At 40.7% G+C, this 15,963-nt stretch carries 16 protein-coding genes and 1 pseudogene; 3 read left to right on the forward strand and 14 right to left on the reverse strand.

Annotation, left to right across the window (positions count from 1 at the left end):
* Window positions 1-16: 16 nt before the first annotated feature.
* From FAR12_RS08385 to FAR12_RS08395, 3 genes are read left to right on the forward strand one after another with little or no spacing between them, the layout of a single operon-like run.
* Entirely contained in the window at window positions 17-748 is a 732-nt protein-coding gene (locus FAR12_RS08385) for an ABC transporter ATP-binding protein (protein WP_126408246.1), read from the forward strand.
* A complete protein-coding gene (locus FAR12_RS08390) occupies window positions 745-1,773 on the forward strand; it encodes an ABC transporter permease (protein WP_126408247.1) in 1,029 nt (342 codons plus the stop codon). Before FAR12_RS08385 ends, FAR12_RS08390 begins: the two co-directional genes overlap by 4 nt.
* A gap of 57 nt (window positions 1,774-1,830) precedes the next feature.
* A complete protein-coding gene (locus FAR12_RS08395) occupies window positions 1,831-2,475 on the forward strand; it encodes a TetR/AcrR family transcriptional regulator (RefSeq protein ID WP_126408248.1) in 645 nt (214 codons plus the stop codon).
* Window positions 2,476-2,546: 71 nt separating this feature from the next.
* Here FAR12_RS08395 and FAR12_RS08400 read toward each other — a convergent pair whose 3' ends face one another.
* The 14 genes and pseudogenes from FAR12_RS08400 to FAR12_RS08465 all read right to left on the reverse strand — a co-directional run bounded on the left by FAR12_RS08400 (window position 2,547) and on the right by FAR12_RS08465 (window position 15,794).
* Window positions 2,547-2,861, reverse strand: coding sequence for a hypothetical protein (locus tag FAR12_RS08400; RefSeq protein WP_126408249.1), 315 nt, complete (start codon window positions 2,859-2,861; stop codon window positions 2,547-2,549).
* A gap of 132 nt (window positions 2,862-2,993) precedes the next feature.
* Entirely contained in the window at window positions 2,994-3,644 is a 651-nt protein-coding gene (locus FAR12_RS08405; RefSeq protein WP_126408250.1) for a FusB/FusC family EF-G-binding protein, read from the reverse strand.
* Window positions 3,645-3,777: 133 nt separating this feature from the next.
* Window positions 3,778-4,041, reverse strand: a complete 264-nt coding sequence (locus FAR12_RS08410; protein ID WP_126408251.1) for a CD3324 family protein — start codon at window positions 4,039-4,041, stop codon at window positions 3,778-3,780.
* Window positions 4,042-4,229: 188 nt separating this feature from the next.
* Complete coding sequence (locus tag FAR12_RS08415; RefSeq protein ID WP_126408252.1) at window positions 4,230-5,297, reverse strand: PQQ-dependent sugar dehydrogenase; 1,068 nt, start codon at window positions 5,295-5,297, stop codon at window positions 4,230-4,232.
* A gap of 11 nt (window positions 5,298-5,308) precedes the next feature.
* A complete protein-coding gene (locus tag FAR12_RS08420) occupies window positions 5,309-6,160 on the reverse strand; it encodes a Cof-type HAD-IIB family hydrolase (RefSeq protein ID WP_126408253.1) in 852 nt (283 codons plus the stop codon).
* A gap of 19 nt (window positions 6,161-6,179) precedes the next feature.
* Window positions 6,180-6,836, reverse strand: coding sequence for a DNA alkylation repair protein (locus tag FAR12_RS08425; protein ID WP_126408254.1), 657 nt, complete (start codon window positions 6,834-6,836; stop codon window positions 6,180-6,182).
* A gap of 22 nt (window positions 6,837-6,858) precedes the next feature.
* Complete coding sequence (locus FAR12_RS08430; RefSeq protein WP_126408255.1) at window positions 6,859-7,866, reverse strand: ABC transporter ATP-binding protein; 1,008 nt, start codon at window positions 7,864-7,866, stop codon at window positions 6,859-6,861.
* Between the two features lie 13 nt (window positions 7,867-7,879).
* Window positions 7,880-8,686, reverse strand: a complete 807-nt coding sequence (locus FAR12_RS08435; protein WP_126408256.1) for an ABC transporter permease — start codon at window positions 8,684-8,686, stop codon at window positions 7,880-7,882.
* Between the two features lie 3 nt (window positions 8,687-8,689).
* Window positions 8,690-9,382 carry an ABC transporter permease gene (locus FAR12_RS08440; protein ID WP_246010347.1) on the reverse strand — a complete coding sequence of 231 codons (693 nt, stop codon included), beginning with the start codon at window positions 9,380-9,382 and terminating at the stop codon, window positions 8,690-8,692.
* Between the two features lie 211 nt (window positions 9,383-9,593).
* A pseudogene (locus FAR12_RS08445) lies at window positions 9,594-10,683 on the reverse strand (PRK06851 family protein).
* 105 nt (window positions 10,684-10,788) lie between these two features.
* Window positions 10,789-11,265, reverse strand: coding sequence for a Cys-tRNA(Pro) deacylase (ybaK, locus tag FAR12_RS08450; RefSeq protein ID WP_126408258.1), 477 nt, complete (start codon window positions 11,263-11,265; stop codon window positions 10,789-10,791).
* A 59-nt stretch (window positions 11,266-11,324) separates the two neighbouring features.
* Window positions 11,325-12,221, reverse strand: coding sequence for an NAD(P)/FAD-dependent oxidoreductase (locus FAR12_RS08455; RefSeq protein ID WP_126408259.1), 897 nt, complete (start codon window positions 12,219-12,221; stop codon window positions 11,325-11,327).
* Window positions 12,222-12,322: 101 nt separating this feature from the next.
* Window positions 12,323-14,116 carry an ABC transporter ATP-binding protein gene (locus FAR12_RS08460; RefSeq protein ID WP_126408260.1) on the reverse strand — a complete coding sequence of 598 codons (1,794 nt, stop codon included), beginning with the start codon at window positions 14,114-14,116 and terminating at the stop codon, window positions 12,323-12,325.
* Complete coding sequence (locus FAR12_RS08465) at window positions 14,070-15,794, reverse strand: ABC transporter ATP-binding protein (protein ID WP_126408261.1); 1,725 nt, start codon at window positions 15,792-15,794, stop codon at window positions 14,070-14,072. Before FAR12_RS08465 ends, FAR12_RS08460 begins: the two co-directional genes overlap by 47 nt.
* Between the last annotated feature and the right edge of the window lie 169 nt (window positions 15,795-15,963).

Raw genomic sequence — 15,963 nt, forward strand, 5'->3', positions numbered from 1 at the left:
CAAAAGGAGTGATAACATGAGTTCAAATGAATCGATCATATCCATTCAGAACGTTTCGAAAGCGTTCGGGAAGCAGGAAGTTTTAACAGACATTTCTTTAGACATTAATAAAGGAGAAATCTTTGGCCTCCTCGGTCCCTCTGGTGCTGGAAAAACAACTCTAGTAAAAATGCTTATAGGTTTAGAGATTCCGAATAGGGGAGAAAATTTTCTTTTTCATGAAAAAATGCCTTCCTTAAAGCTGATTGAACGCGTTGGCTACATGGCTCAATCCGATGCATTATACGGCGAACTATCTGCCAAAGAAAATCTTGAATTTTTCGGCTCCCTTTTTGGATTGAAAGGAAAAATGCTACAAGGAAGAATCCGTGAAGTTATGGACGTTGTGCAGCTCACGGACCATGTAAATAAATCAGTACACAATTATTCAGGTGGAATGAAGCGCCGATTATCCCTCGCGATTGCTTTACTCCATGAGCCCGAACTATTAATTCTCGATGAACCAACTGTTGGCATTGATCCTGTTTTACGAAAAAGTATTTGGGATGCCTTCTACGAATTGAATGCAAAGGGAACGACTATCATCGTCACAACCCATGTGATGGGAGAAGCGGAAAAATGTCACCGACTAGCGCTCCTTCGGGATGGGGGATTAATTGCTGTTGGCACACCAGATGAACTTAAAGAGAACACCAACTCCTCTTCGATCGAAGAAGCTTTCTTAGTGTATGGAGGTGTGAACGCATGAGAGTGAGAGCATTATTTATCCGGATTTTAAGGCAAATTATTCGTGATAAACGAACAATGGCATTACTTATTTTTGCCCCCATTTTAATATTGACGATGCTTCATCTCGTTTTTAATGGGGATGATTATGTTCCGAAGGTTGGGTTAGTCGAAATTCCTGAAGCACTTGAAGCTCAACTCAATTTAGACGACGCAGAAATCACGAAATACTCAGATGAGGGCACTGCAAAGACCGCTATCGAGGAACAAATATTAGATGGCTATATTGTTTTTGATAAAAATATTCCCTCCATCGTCTTAGAGGGCAGTGATCCAAATGTGAATGGGGCAACAATGAGATGGATTCAAGAAGCATTTAAACCTCTGCAGCCAGCTGGTACAGCAAGCGATTTAGAGATTGAGTATGTTCATGGCTCAGATGATATGGGGCAGTTTGATTATTTCGGACCAGTGTTACTAGGATTTTTCATATTCTTCTTTGTCTTTTTGATTGCTGGTGTATCTTTTTTAAGAGAAAGAACGACCGGAACGCTCGAACGACTATTATCGAGTCCATTACGAAAATGGGAAATCGTTGTCGGCTATATTGTCGGCTTCGGTATCTTCACAGTAATTCAATCGACAATCATCGTCTCCTATGCTATTTATGTATTAGGAATGCTGATGGAAGGGGCTTTTATCTACGTTCTCTTAATCACGCTCGCACTCTCATTCACGGCTCTAACGTTAGGGACTTTACTCTCAGCATTCGCCAATAACGAGCTGCAGATGATCCAATTCATTCCGATCGTTATTGTCCCGCAAATCTTTTTCTCTGGACTCTTTAATTTAGAGACGATTTCTGAGTGGCTAAACTGGATCGGACCATTTACTCCTCTCTATTATGCAGCGGATGCACTCCGCAATGTGATGGTGAGGGGGGCTGGTTGGGATGAAATCTACTTGAACTTGCTCGTTCTGATCGGATTTTCAGTTTTCTTCGTGATCCTAAATATACTCGCACTTAGAAAATACCGTAAGATTTAACAACTAGACTCAATTTCGATTACAATGGGATTATAATAGTTTTAAAGGAGCTTTAACATGAACGAGCTAGATAATCTTATTGGAGATTTATATGAATATGATGACGAGCTTACGGCTAAGCAACGGAAAATCATCATTGCCGCTATAGAAGCATTTGCTGAAAAAGGGTATGCTTCTACTTCTACAAGCGAAATCGCTAAAAATGCTGGTGTAGCAGAGGGAACCATTTTTCGCCATTATAAAACGAAAAAGGATTTGCTCATTTCCATTGTGGGACCGATGGTGCAGAAATTTATCGCGCCATTCGTTATTCGAGATATGGAAAAAGTGTTAAATCAAGATCATGAATCGATCGATGATTTTTTGCGAGCGATGCTGAAGAACCGAATTGCGTTCGTCAGCAAAAATAAGCTTCTATTTAAGATACTTATTCAAGAGATTCCTTTTCAGCCAGAGTTGAAGGATTTGTTTAAAAGGCATATTGGCATGAAGGTAGTTGAAAAGGCGACTCTCATCATTCAACACTATCAGGAGAAAGGGCAGCTTGTCGACCTCCCTCCTGCCACCATCATCAGAGGGATCGTTTCTAGTATATTCGGCTATATTATCACAAGAAACTTGCTTTTACCTGAGCTCGATTGGGACGATGAAGTGGAAATTGAACGTACGATTCATTTTATTTTACATGGGATTAAAAAGTAGAGCCTATGATCCCATTTGAGCATTAAAGAAGCATCGGTCTTTTGCACCGATGCTTTTTCATTACTTCATATCTATTTTGCTGTTTTATCCCGATATACGATTACAGTCATTACATTTAATAGGAGTGTAACGATAAGAAGAACCGCTCCTACAAGTACCAAGGCACCTCTTGTGTCCATTAGAGCAGACCAGTCCTCAATTCTTACCAAATAATTACCATAGACGATCTGAAAATATAACGATATAGCACATGCACTGATACTTATCATTGCTAGAACAATCCAACTGGTATTTTCCTGTTTTTTCTCACGAGTTAGATTAATAATTGGAAGTATCCAAGCAGCTAATCCAAGAACGAGACTTGCAAGATTTAGCAACGCAAACATAAGCATAATCCCCCAAAGTGAAAATAACATCATTGGATTTATTTTATCACTACTTGAAATATTTTCCATTATTTATCTAGTAAATCCCTTTATGAAATGAACCCTGAGCCTGTTCTTTTGTCCAAACAGATTCTATTTTCTAAGCGATTCGTTTAAGAACGCTTCTAAATATTCGACATCGGTGATTTTCTGATTGCACTCTTCACTATCAACGCAAATAAGATTGCCAATCGACTTATAGTAGTCCGGATTTTTCGATTTCTTGGCTTTGGTGACGGTAGAAAAATAGGCTACTTCTCCAAAACTATTGCAGATAGAGCACATATTCTTTTTACTAATCGGAGTAAGTCGACATTCGATACCGACGATTTCACCATCCAACTCATATACAACGAATTTTTTATTGGTTCCTAAATCGTTCCAGCTTAAATAAGTTAAGTGGTTATGGTCTATTAACGAAAGGTCAGGAAGCTTCAGTTTTTTGTTCTTCGGAAACATTTTTTTCAGTTGCTGCTCAGTGATTTCAGGGAAAGGCAACACAAATGTTGAAAGATGCTTAATATATTGCTCATACTCATCATCCTTCTTCAGTTTAGAAAGATCCAGCATCTCTTGTTGCTCGACAGAGGCTGTTGGAAAAAGGTCCAAGATTTTGGCATTGGCTAAGTCAATCGTAGCCGTCAACACGTTTGAACTTACATTCTTTTTAATACTATCCTTTATGATCGCAATCTGCCTTTTTATAAAATTTAACTGTTCGTTTTTAATGAATTTTTCAGTCATCACATAGTTCTCCTAACATTTTCTATACCAATATTCTAGAAGATCAATCCCCATTTTAAAATGGAGAAAATAAGTTAGAAACGTTTTTTACATAAAGAAACACTGATGAGAGATTTTCACCAGTGTCATTCATCTATCTATTATGTGAATAAACAATTTTCTTAATCGTTTCAGTCGATAGATGGTATTCTTTTGCTAGCTGCTGAATGCTGCTACCATTGCTGAAAGAATTTCTTATGCTCGCATTCCGACGATCGAGCATCCGTCTGCCACCACTTGAAGTACCCCATTTTTGGTACTCTTGCTTCGGAATATAAAGGGTTTCCCCCTGAACATACTTTTGAATTTCCATGATTAATTTTTCGGGTAAAACTTGGGTTGCATTCGTATACTTCATTTGCCCTCGCTCCTTATTTTTGAGTTCTATCAAATAAGGTGCAAAGCCAATATATTAGTTAGCGATAAAAATTAACGATTTTGCCCCATGCAAAGTATCGCCTTTCCAATAATAGGCTTTGCATGAGTGGTTGAAGTCCCAGATAATCTTAAGAGATTCTCCATCGGGTATACACCTCCCTCAATTTTCTACAAACCTTTTAGATCGATTCTATAGAGTCGGTCATCCTTCTCATCAGGCGTCCCGCGGCCATCGGTATTGTTTGAGACAAAGTAAAGGGTTCCGTCCTCAATCAAAACGTCACGGATTCGGCCGAGTCCGGTAATGAGCTCTCTCGTTTTCTTCGTTTTTAAATCAAATTCTCGTACAGCATTGCCTCTTAATGTCGCTACATATAGTTTTCCTTCATAATACGCCATTCCAGAGGGTGCCCAAGTATCCGTACCTGATTGGAAGAGCGGTGATTCCATCCCAACCTTCGTTTCTTCACCGACGACATTAGGCCAGCCATAATTGGCTTCAGGCTTAATCAAGTTGATTTCATCGTGAGCAGATGGGCCGTGTTCACTTTCATACAACTTTCCATCATCGGTCCAGGCGAGCCCTTGAGGATTCCGATGCCCATAGCTATACACATAAGAGCCACTAAAAGGATTGTCACTAGGAATGGATCCATCTAAATTCATTCGTAAAATTTTCCCACCGAGAGATTTCACATCCTGTGCAGTTTCAGGATCTGTTGCTCCATCTCCAGCTGTTGCGTACAGTTTACCGTCTGGACCAATTTTCAAACGACCACCGTGGTGATACTGTCCACTCGGGATATGATCGACCAATAATTCCACTTCTTGCCACACGTCATCCTCTAGCTTAAGCGTCACTATCCGGTTAAACTGTCCAGAATCATCTTTGTACGTGTAATAGGCAAAGGCCTGGCCCGATTCATCAAAATCAGGGCTCAACACAAATCCGAGTAATCCTGCCTCGGCTGCTGTTGCTAGCGGCTTCTCTAGTACCACTTTTTGACGCAACTGGGAGTCCCCTTCAATTTTCATGACACTACCGCTTCGCTCGCTTATATAAAAAGTGTTGTCCAGTTTGTTAATGGACCAAGGAATATTTAGATTTTCTGCAATCACAGTGGGTGTTAAATTTGGAACATTCACTTCCTGTATTTCTTGATTCATGTCTTCGCTTTCGGGACTTGATGTACAAGCAGTCAAAAGAAGAAGAGAAGCAAGCACCCATTTTTTCATCTAATTCCTCCTTATTTAATCGCCTCCAAAATCGCTTTGCCTACACCGCTCTCTTCATTGGTCGCAGTGACAAAGTGGCATTGTGATTTCACGGCATCATCAGCATTTCCCATCGCAACAGCGCGACCTACGCGTTGAAACATAGAAATATCATTATAATTATCGCCAATGGCCATTGTCTCCATAAGTGAGATTCCTCGTTCTGCCGTAAACGCTTCAAGAGCTAGCCCTTTTTGCGCATGAATGCCATTAATTTCAAGATTTTCTTTTCCTGAAGAACTAATCGCAATGCCATCTACCTCATTTAATTCTTGGCGAACCTTCCCTAACACGTCACTGTCAAAGGAAAAAGTTAAGAGCTTGTAAATATGATGGTCCTTATCCGCAAAGATAAAATCACTGCTCTCAATCTCTGTAATAAATTCCACCCGTTCCTGCAGAATCGCTTCCACTTTCTCCGCATCTGCGTCACTATGCGTTGTCTCCACAAAGTTTTTCAAAATGGAAATTCCTTTTTCCATATCCATTGTAAAAATGCCCTTGCTAGTAAAAAACTCGACATATACATCGTTATCTTCAAGCTTTTGTACAATTTGTTTGGCAACTGCTTTATCAAGTGGACTAAAATCCGTGATCTCGCCATTTGGCGTTCTGACTTCTGCTCCATTGACACAAATCATCGGACAAGTAATCCCAGCCTCTTTTAAGATGTAAATCGCCTCAGGATAGGAGCGACCTGTCGCAATTACGACTTCAACTCCTTGTTCTTGCGCCTTTTTAATAGCGTTGATATTTTCCTCAGTAATAACATGCTCCTTTGTGAGCAAGGTTCCATCCATATCGATTGCGATGCATTTAACCATTGTTGCACACACCTTCCATTCATATGTATTTACTACCTTCGCGAATACTTAAGCTCGCTAATGGTTGCTGTTCGATAAACTGTTTGACTGATTGAGGATTTGTTTTCGAATACTCCCTCAGGGCCCAGCCAATCGCTTTTTCGATGAAAAATTCCTTTTCATGCGCATTCTCTTTGATATAACGAAAAAGAAGCGCTTCATCGGTGTTTTGCTTATATTTTAGCTGAAACAAAATGGCTGCTCTTCTTAACCAGATGTTATCACTCACTGCCCAACCATCTATCTTAGATGATATCACATCTGGATATGTGGCTGCGAGATGACCAACTAGCTTCGGCGCAATCGTATCTACCGTATCCCACCAGGATTTCGTCGTAATGAGCTGTTCTAAAAGAGGCATATCATCTTTATTTAGCTTCTTCACCAATTTCTCTAAATAGCCCAAAGCAGCATATTGATACTCTCTTTCCTCTCTATCCCAAAGAGCAAGGACAAAGTCGGGTTGAAATGGAGCTTTCAAAATCCCACTTTCCTGATAAAATTGTTTTAACAATTCCTTTCTTTCTGGCATTTTGATCCCAAGAAAAGCAAATTGTTCCCTTAAATATTTCTTCATTGGGCCAGCATTTGCCTCATTTCGGTTTGCTTCAAATAATGACACTATTTCATTTAACATTTTTCTCTCCTTCGAAACGTTCTCAAATATGTACGGTCTCATGTTGTTCCGTAAAACCTTCTTGGTAAATGCGACTGATGATCGATTCAATGACCGGCTCTTCTACCGTTAGGTCTTTAATATTATGCGTTTGCGAGATTTGTGTAATCAAGTCAGACGCGGAAATTTCGTCACGGTTAAACCGGATCCAGTACCGATATCCTTCCTGCTTCACCAGTGCGCCGCCTGTAACATAGAGTTGCTTTGACGTTTCCTCTAAATCGACGACAAGCGTTCTCATTTTACCGAAGCGTTCTTTTACCGCAAGTATCTCCCCATCATACACCTTCTGCCCATGATCGATTAGCACCATGCGCTGACATAGCTTTTCAATATCCTCCATGTCATGAGTCGTTAAAATAACCGTCACTTGTTTCTCTCGATTTATCTCTTGGATAAAAGTTCTCATTTTTTCTTTTGCGACGACATCTAAACCGATCGTTGGTTCATCCAAAAATAGAATCGGAGGATCATGAAGTAAGGATGCCGCAATATCGGCCCGCATCCGTTGTCCGAGGGAAAGCTGGCGAACTGGCGTATTGATAAATTCATCAAGTCCAAGAATCTCTTGAAAAATCGCCATGTTCTCTTTGTAGCGCTTATCTGGAACGCGGTAGATGGCTTTTAAAAGCTCAAACGATTCAATCGTTGGCAGGTCCCACCATAGCTGAGTTCGTTGGCCGAATACGACGCCAATATTTTTCGCGTTTGCTTGGCGATTTTCGTAAGGAATAATTCCGTTAACCGTGACTTCCCCAGCAGAAGGGACGAGAATTCCTGTAAGCATCTTGATCGTCGTCGATTTCCCTGCTCCATTCGGTCCGATATAGCCAACCATCTCCCCTTTTTCGATCGAAAAACTAATGTCTTTCACCGCTTCTTTTTTCGTAAATTCCCGCTTGAAGAGACTTTTTATCGCTCCCATCACTCCAGTCTCACGCTTCGCGATCAAAAACTCCTTATGTAATCCATTCACTTCAATGATTGACATGTCCACACATCCTTTATGAGCCTGTACTCTTATATCGTTTTAACCCTTGCATCCAAATAAAATAGGAAAGTATGAAAAACAGAAGTCCCACTACAGGTGAAAAATAGCCAATCGCATCTGGAAAGAACGGCGTTTCTTTTTCCAAAATCACGGTTGAGGGAAAATAGTTCACAAACCCAAAGGGAATTACAAATGCCGTCACCCATTGGAGCAATTTTGGGTAAATCATCAGTGGATAGTACGTTAAATTTCTCGCAGGATACATCGCTACCCAGTAAAATTGCTCGGACTTCGTTGTCCAAAAGGCCAGAGCGGATATGATCACGAGAAGTCCCCCCTGAATCAAGACGCCTCCAATGATTGCTCCAATTAAAAATAAAGCCTTAGTGAAAGTCCAGTCGATCTGCAATTCAACACTAACCCACGCAAGTACTACAACACTGAATATAAACTGGCCGAGGGATGACACTTCAAATTTCATAGCCATAAAATGAAAGAAAGGATTGATCGGCCGAACGAGAAAACGGTCAAATGTCCCGTTAAGTATATATGTATCTAGACTGCGAAAATGGAAGAATAAAATGATGCAGAATCCCCACGATACAATTGCAAGAGCTAAGAGAAAGAGCATTTCGTAAAAATTCCAATCTCCTAATGTTTGAAACTGATATAGCATCACCCACATCGTCACTGCTGTGCCCGTATAAGCCGTAAGCATACCAATAATCCGCATGATAAAAGCAAAACGGTATTGGAGCTGCGCTCTAACGCCTGCACCGATAAGTTTGAAATATAAATTGATGTATTTTACAACGGCCATTTTTTATCCCCCTTGAACGACCACTTTATGTGACGCTCGGTTCCAAACAAGTCGCAAAATCAAATAGCAAACCACGAGCCAAAAAAACTGAATTCCTAAAGACGTAAAGATTTGGCTTCCGTTTATTTCTCCGATAAAGATCGAAATCGGTAGAAAGAAAATGCTTTGAAACGGTAGGTACAACGCGATTGTTTCTAACCATCCTGGGAAAAACCAGAGAGGGATGACCGAACCGGATAATAAGGACATGGCAAAATAAAAAATATCCTCTATTCCGCCCGTTTCAACTAAGAAAAAGGTAAGTAATCCGAATGTCATTTCAACACAGTAACGAATGAGAAATCCGAGAAAGGCAGAAAGAATGAAATAGATCCACGTGAACCCATCTGTAGGTAGAGTTAAGTCCATAAATAAAAAAAGGAGAAAATAGATCGGCAGTAAAGCTGTCAGCATATAAAAAGCAACACTACCGAAATCGGCAAATAGATATCTAAGTGGGACATCAAAAGGGCGCATCAATTCAAGAGAAATGTCGCCTGTCCGGACCTTCTCCTGAATATCCCATAAAGGCGTCCCTGCCTCATTCACACCATCTAGAAATTTACTCACTACTATGTACGTCAACATGGCCGTAAAAGATACTCCTGCCGCCTCTTCCTTTCCGGCATACAGCGCTGTCCATATGGATCCCCACATGACCAAAAAAATTAAATTGGACCCCGTCCTTGACCATACCTCAAAGCGGTAAACTGACGAGCGCAAAAATGCTTTTTTCGTAAATGTCCAATACATATTCAATTGACCCATCTTGCACCCCTTGTACAAATTTAGATTATTAAGACTATTCCATATTCTAACATAAGGACATGAGATAAGGCTATCCAGTTCCGGATAGCCCTTTGAAAGCCTAGGAGAGTTTTTCAATTTCTACAATAATTTTCTCTTTTAAGGAAGTAACTACTGAGAAATCCATGGCATCGATATAGATGCTTTCAAGTTCATCTCTTAATCCTTTCGCTTCAGCAAGATAAGAAATGGCTTCACTCATTTTTTGTTTGTAATTTTTAAAATACACTTCAATTTTGTCAGCAAAGATTTCATCTGTTCCGGCTTTAATAATAGTTCCATACAAATCGATAATTTCATCCCCTTGTCGAGATGGGAAATATTCATGGGGAGCTGTACTATCAAAAATAGCAATTCCTAATTCTCTAAAAATCAACATATCTAAACTATGAGGGTCGAAACCACAATGATAAATCTCTACATCAAATCCTCGTTCTTCTCCCTCTTTGGCGATTTTTTTCAGCATAGTTGATTTACCTGAACCTGGCCTTCCTTTTAGAAAAAAGCGTTTCGGAATATCCTCCGTTAAGTTTGGAACAAAGTCGACTGCGCCTTTTGGGGTCGCTGCTCCTAAAAAACGGTGCTTGATCGAAGCTTTTTTGTTTAAAGACATACTTTCAAAAAAGGACTCTACCAATTTCTCGGTTAGTTTATTGGCTTCATTGAAGTCCATGCTATCAATATAGATTTTTTCCCAGTCATCATGTATTTTTAAAGCTTCCGCAAAAGTACTATAAGCGGTATTGAACGCTGTGCTGATTTGTTTCGTTAAGTCGATGATTCTATCTTTCTGCAAAGCTAGTTTTTCTGAATTCCAAGCTTCTCCTAAGTTCACATATTCCTCCACAGCACCTGGAGCTTTAGGTTCAATCACATGCGGCGCTGTTCCATCTACCACTCCCACTTTTATGCTTGGAATGATGACTCCATCAATGGAATTATTATCAGAGGAGCAATGTAAAAACTCAATATCAAATCCTTTTTCCACCCATTTTTATGCCGATGTCTTTCATTACAGTAGATTTCCCTGTTCCAGGACCACCTTTTAAAATAAAGATTCGGTCAAGTCCTTCGAGACATTCTTCGTATAAGCTGTAAAATCCTCGAGCCGTATTTCCACCTGCATAGTAATTTATAATCTTCCCAGCCAAAATTAACACATCCTTTAAAGGATTTTCTTCCTTTTATTCATATGCAAAAATGGGCGGCTGGGTTAATGACCTAACAATATTTTGTTAAAAATCATGACAAATGTTCTATTTGATGAGGTCTACTATCTTTGAATCGGTGGCTGATTGTAAGTCCATCACCTTCAGTTCCATTTGAAGACCAATTTTCCCACCACTGACAATTATCGTTTCCGAGTTCTGTGCACTTTCATCGATAAAGGTTGGATATGCCTTCTTCATCCCAATGGGCGAACAACCACCCCTAATATAGCCCGTCCATTTCTGAATATCCTTGACGGGAATCATTTCGATCTTTTTCTCATTTGCAGCTTTTGCCGCCTTCTTCAAATCAAGCTCATCCTCTACGGGGACGATAAACACGTAGAGATTTTTGCTTGTCCCTTGGACGACCAAAGTTTTAAAAACGATTTTCGGATCTTTATTGATTTTTCCTGCGACGGAAACGCCATCAATTTTTCCATCCTTGCTCTCATATATAATAAGCTCGTAGGCGATTTTTTTCGCATCCAAAATCCGCATGGCATTTGTCTTACTGACCTTCACGACGCATACCCTCTTTTTCTTTTTCCTCCATCTTATCAAGAAGTGGAAGGTGCTTCCAATCATTTACTTTCCAATAACGACTTATGAATCCAAATTGCGGCCTGAGCACCATCCCCCATAGCGATCGTCACTTGCTCGGAATGGGCCACAATATCCCCTGCTGCCCAAACATTTTTGACAATCGTCATTTTCGTCCGTGGATCCACGACGATATGTTTGTTTTCCAACAGCTCAACGCCTAGTTGCTTAGCTAATTGCGATTTCACTTCATTGGAGCCAAAAGCAACAAAACCCCGGTCCGCTTCGAGCTTTTCCTTATTTTCGAGAATGACTCCTTGAAAATGATGTCCTTGTGCGAGTACGGATTTAATTGCAACCTCATAATAAGTGATTTGTTTTTCATTTAAACGTTGTAGGAGATCAGCATCTATTTTTTGAAGTTCATGATTTATGTAAATCAGGTTGTCCGTCCAATAAGTAAGCGTTAAGGCCATATTCGCTCCCACATTCCCAGAACCGAGCACAATCGTGGGTTTATCTTTGATTTCATAACCATCACAATCTGGACAGACGTATACACTCTGCCCTAAGCATGGGAATAGTTCTGGAAGTTCTGGCAAGCGATCCATCACTCCTGTAGCGATTAATATTCGTTTCCCGTGGTACCTGGTACCATTATGGACGGTCACAATAAACTCCTCTGCCCGCTCGATTCCCTCTACTTTTGCGAGCAAAAATTGTACCCCTAATTTCTCTGCCTGGCTTTGCCCAACAGTTCGCAAATGCTCCCCACTTACCCCATCTGGATAGCCCAAGATGTTGTGGTAACTTTGGCATATCGTTGAACGCCCATCCCCTGCATCAATAACGAGAACCTTATGCATGTATCTTCCTAGCTGAATTGCTGCCTGCAATCCAGCAATCCCACCGCCAATAATGATGCAATCGTAAATCAATTTAAAGACTCCCTTCAAAACGGTTATCTCTTAATTTTCCCGACGAAGAATTTTGTTACTCATTTCAGAATAAAAAACCCTCCACTAAAAAAAGTAGAGGGTCAACTAATTCCTTTTTGCCGCTGGGATCGAACCAGATCAGCATAAAATCCGTTCTTTTCTAGCAAACTCCGATCCGTTCCTTGCTCAATTACCTGCCCATCCTTCAAAACGATAATCAAATCAGCATTTTGAATCGTATTTAAGCGGTGGGCAATGACGAACGAGGTCCTGCCTTCCATCAACTTGGTCAAAGCATCTGTTATCTTCATTTCCGTAATCGTATCAATACTGCTCGTCGCCTCATCTAAAATAAGGAGCGATGGGTCCGCGAGCAGCGCACGGGCAATCGAAAGAAGCTGGCGCTGTCCATGGCTTAAGTCGCTTCCTTCTGAGCTCAAGACCGTGTCATAACCGTCTGGAAGCTTAATAATGAAATCATGCGCATTTGCTTTCTTCGCCGCTTCCACGACTTCTTCATCCGTAGCAATCAAGTTCCCGTAGCGAATATTTTCTCTTACCGATGTTCGAAAAAGGACCGAATCCTGCAAAACAAAGGCAGTCTGCTTTCGTAAGCTCCGTCGCGTAATATTTTTGATATCCTCTCCGTCCACGAAGATCGTTCCTTCATCCGAATCGTAAAAACGCGACAATAACGAAATGACCGTCGTTTTTCCAGCGCCTGTTGGCCCAACAAGTGCGACGGTTTGACCTGGAGCAGCATGGAAGCTCACATTTTTTAAAGTCGCGACGTCTTCCTCATAGGAAAAAGAAACGTGCTCAAAGACAATGTCTCCATCCAATGAGGAAATATCAACAGCCTCCGTTTCATCCACGGCTTCCTTTTCCTCATCCATGATTTGAAATACACGCTCTGCTCCTGCAATTGCGGATAAAATCATGTTAAATTGGTTTGCTAAGTCGTTCAAAGGACGAGTAAATTGACGAGAATACGTCGTGAAGGTCACAATTACCCCGATCGAAACGGCCCCTTTTAAGGCTAAAATTCCGCCGACTCCAACAATGATGGTGAAGCTGACATTGTTTAGCATATTCATCAATTTCGGGATAAAACCTGAATACGTTTGCGCCCAATAGCTCGATACTCTTAGTGCTTCATTTTTCTCCTCAAACTCTTCGATCACACGACTCTCTTGCGAATACATTTTGATGATTTTTTGACCAGAAATGGTTTCTTCAATGTAACCATTCATGTCTCCCAATTCTCTTTGCTGTTCCTTAAAATAAGCTCCTGTCCGATTCGTAATCCATTTCATCCCCGCGAACAAGACCGGAACGATGAGCAATGTTAAAAAAGTTAACAATGGGCTGAGAAACAGCATCACGATTATGGTCCCAATCAGCGTCAGCGTACTCGTAATCACCTGAATAACTGCTGCATTTAACGTTCGGCTGACATTTTCCATATCATTTGTTAAGCGGCTCATCAGTTCGCCATGCTGACGTTTTTGAAAAAAGGCCACTGGCAGTCTTTGTAGATGTGAGAATAAATGATTTCTCATGAAAAAAACGACGTTTTGTGCAATGCCAATCATCCAATAGTTTTGGAAAAAGATTGCCCCAGACTGGAGGGTAAAAATGAGCACAAGCCAAGCGAGCATTGGGAAGAGCTGTTCTCCACCCCAACCCGAAATCACTCCGTCTACTGCCACACCCAATAAATACGGCCCGATTAATGCGAGCGCTGAACTGATCAGAATCATGACCATCACGAGGAAAAATAGCCCCTTTTCCTTGGCCATGTACTGCCAGATTCGTCGCATTGTTCCTTTCATATCCTTTGCTTTTTTAGTAGACAATGTTGCCCGCCTCCCTTCCTTCAGCCTGTGAAGCATAGATTCTTTGATAGTAGCTGCTTTCTTTTAAAAGCTTGGCATGATTACCAAACGCGACAATTTTGCCATTATGAAGCAAAAGAATCCGGTCTGCTTCCTTCACCGAACTAATTTTTTGCGCAATTAACAAAATTGTACACGCTTGTTCTTTCAGTGTTTCAAGAATATTCGCCTCTGTGCGTGCATCGAGAGCACTCGTGCTATCGTCTAATAATAGAATGCTAGGCTTTCGGACAAGGGCTCGGGCAATGGACAGACGCTGTTTTTGCCCACCGGAAAAATTGACCCCTCTTTGCCCAATATGGGTATCATAGCCGTCTGGTAACTTCATGATGAAATCATGGATTTCCGCTTGCTTCGCTGCTTCCATGATCTCCTCTAAAGACGCATCATCTTTACCCCATCGCAGATTTTCTTTAATGGTTCCAGAAAAAAGATGCGCCTCCTGTGGTACCAATCCAATCTGACTACGTAAGTTTTTCAAATCCATCGAGGCGATATTTTCACCATCGATAAAAATCTCACCTTCACTTATTTCGTACAAACGCGGAATCAATTGGAATAGCGTTGATTTTCCCGATCCTGTTTCACCAAGAATGCCAATGGTTTCTCCAGCCTTGATCGAAAAATGGATGTCTTCAAGCACTTCATCTTCTAGATAACGAAAGAACACATGGGAGAAATCAATACTCCCCTTGAACGTTCTTTCAGTTGTTTCTTTTTGTGGCAATTCAGCCATCTGCTCGTCCAAAACCTCAGAGATTCTCTCAGAAGAGGCCTTTGCTCTCGAGAAATTCATCATGAAGAATGAAAAGATCGTAAAGGCAAACATGATTCGTGATGCATAGTTGAGGACCGCAACAACTTCTCCAGGCTGTGCTCCTCCTAGGCTTAACTCAACATGACCAAACCACAAGATAATAATGATCGCCACATTCATGCCCAGCATTAAAATTGGCATGGAAAGTTCCATTAATCTCAATGCCTTTTTGTTATCATCCATTAAAGTCGTATTTACTTTGACAAAACGTTCCTCTTCAAATGGTTCACGTGCATAGGCTTTAACAAGACGCATGCCTAATAAATTTTCGCGAATGACACGATTCACCCCGTCAAGCTTTCTTTGCACTTGCTGAAATAGAAATACACCCTTTTTCAAAATCCAAATCGTGATGAGTAAAAGAACAGGAACAGAGATTAGAAGAATGTGAGCAAGTCTCACATGGATTGTATAGGCCATAACAATCCCGAAAATGATAAATAAGGGTGATCTTAGGGCAATCCTTAGAATCATAAAAATAAAGTTTTGAATTTGCGTAATATCATTGGTCAATCTAGTGATCAAAGAGGAGGTAGGATACTTTTGAAACTGGTAAATAGCAAATTCTTGAATCTTATGAAACAAGCTACTTCGAATATCAGCTCCCATTCCTTGACCTGCTCTTGCCGCATAAAAGGAATTGATAATTCCACCAGCGAAAGCGATAAATGAAAGTCCTAACAATATTCCTCCCCATGTATAGACGACGGAAAGATTCCCTTTGACAATCCCCTCGTCAATAATAATCGACATAATAACGGGCTGATATAATTCCACCGCTAGCTCTAAAATCGTAAAAAACACAGCAATCCACATGGCTAGCTTATATGGTTTCGCAAACTTTAGTAATCGTTTCATCATCTTTCCCCCATGCTGTTCTCCACGTTCCGTTATTTCGCAACCCAAAATAATTTCGTAGATAATCATAAATTTTACCAAAAATTCAATCTTTTCGATACCCTTTTGATTTTTTGAAGGTTTTTCCAATTATATAAAGAATAATATTTTTATATAATCGAGGGAGGGA

The sequence above is a fragment of the Bacillus yapensis genome, assembly GCF_005280205.1.
Lineage (GTDB): Bacteria > Bacillota > Bacilli > Bacillales > Cytobacillaceae > Robertmurraya > Robertmurraya yapensis.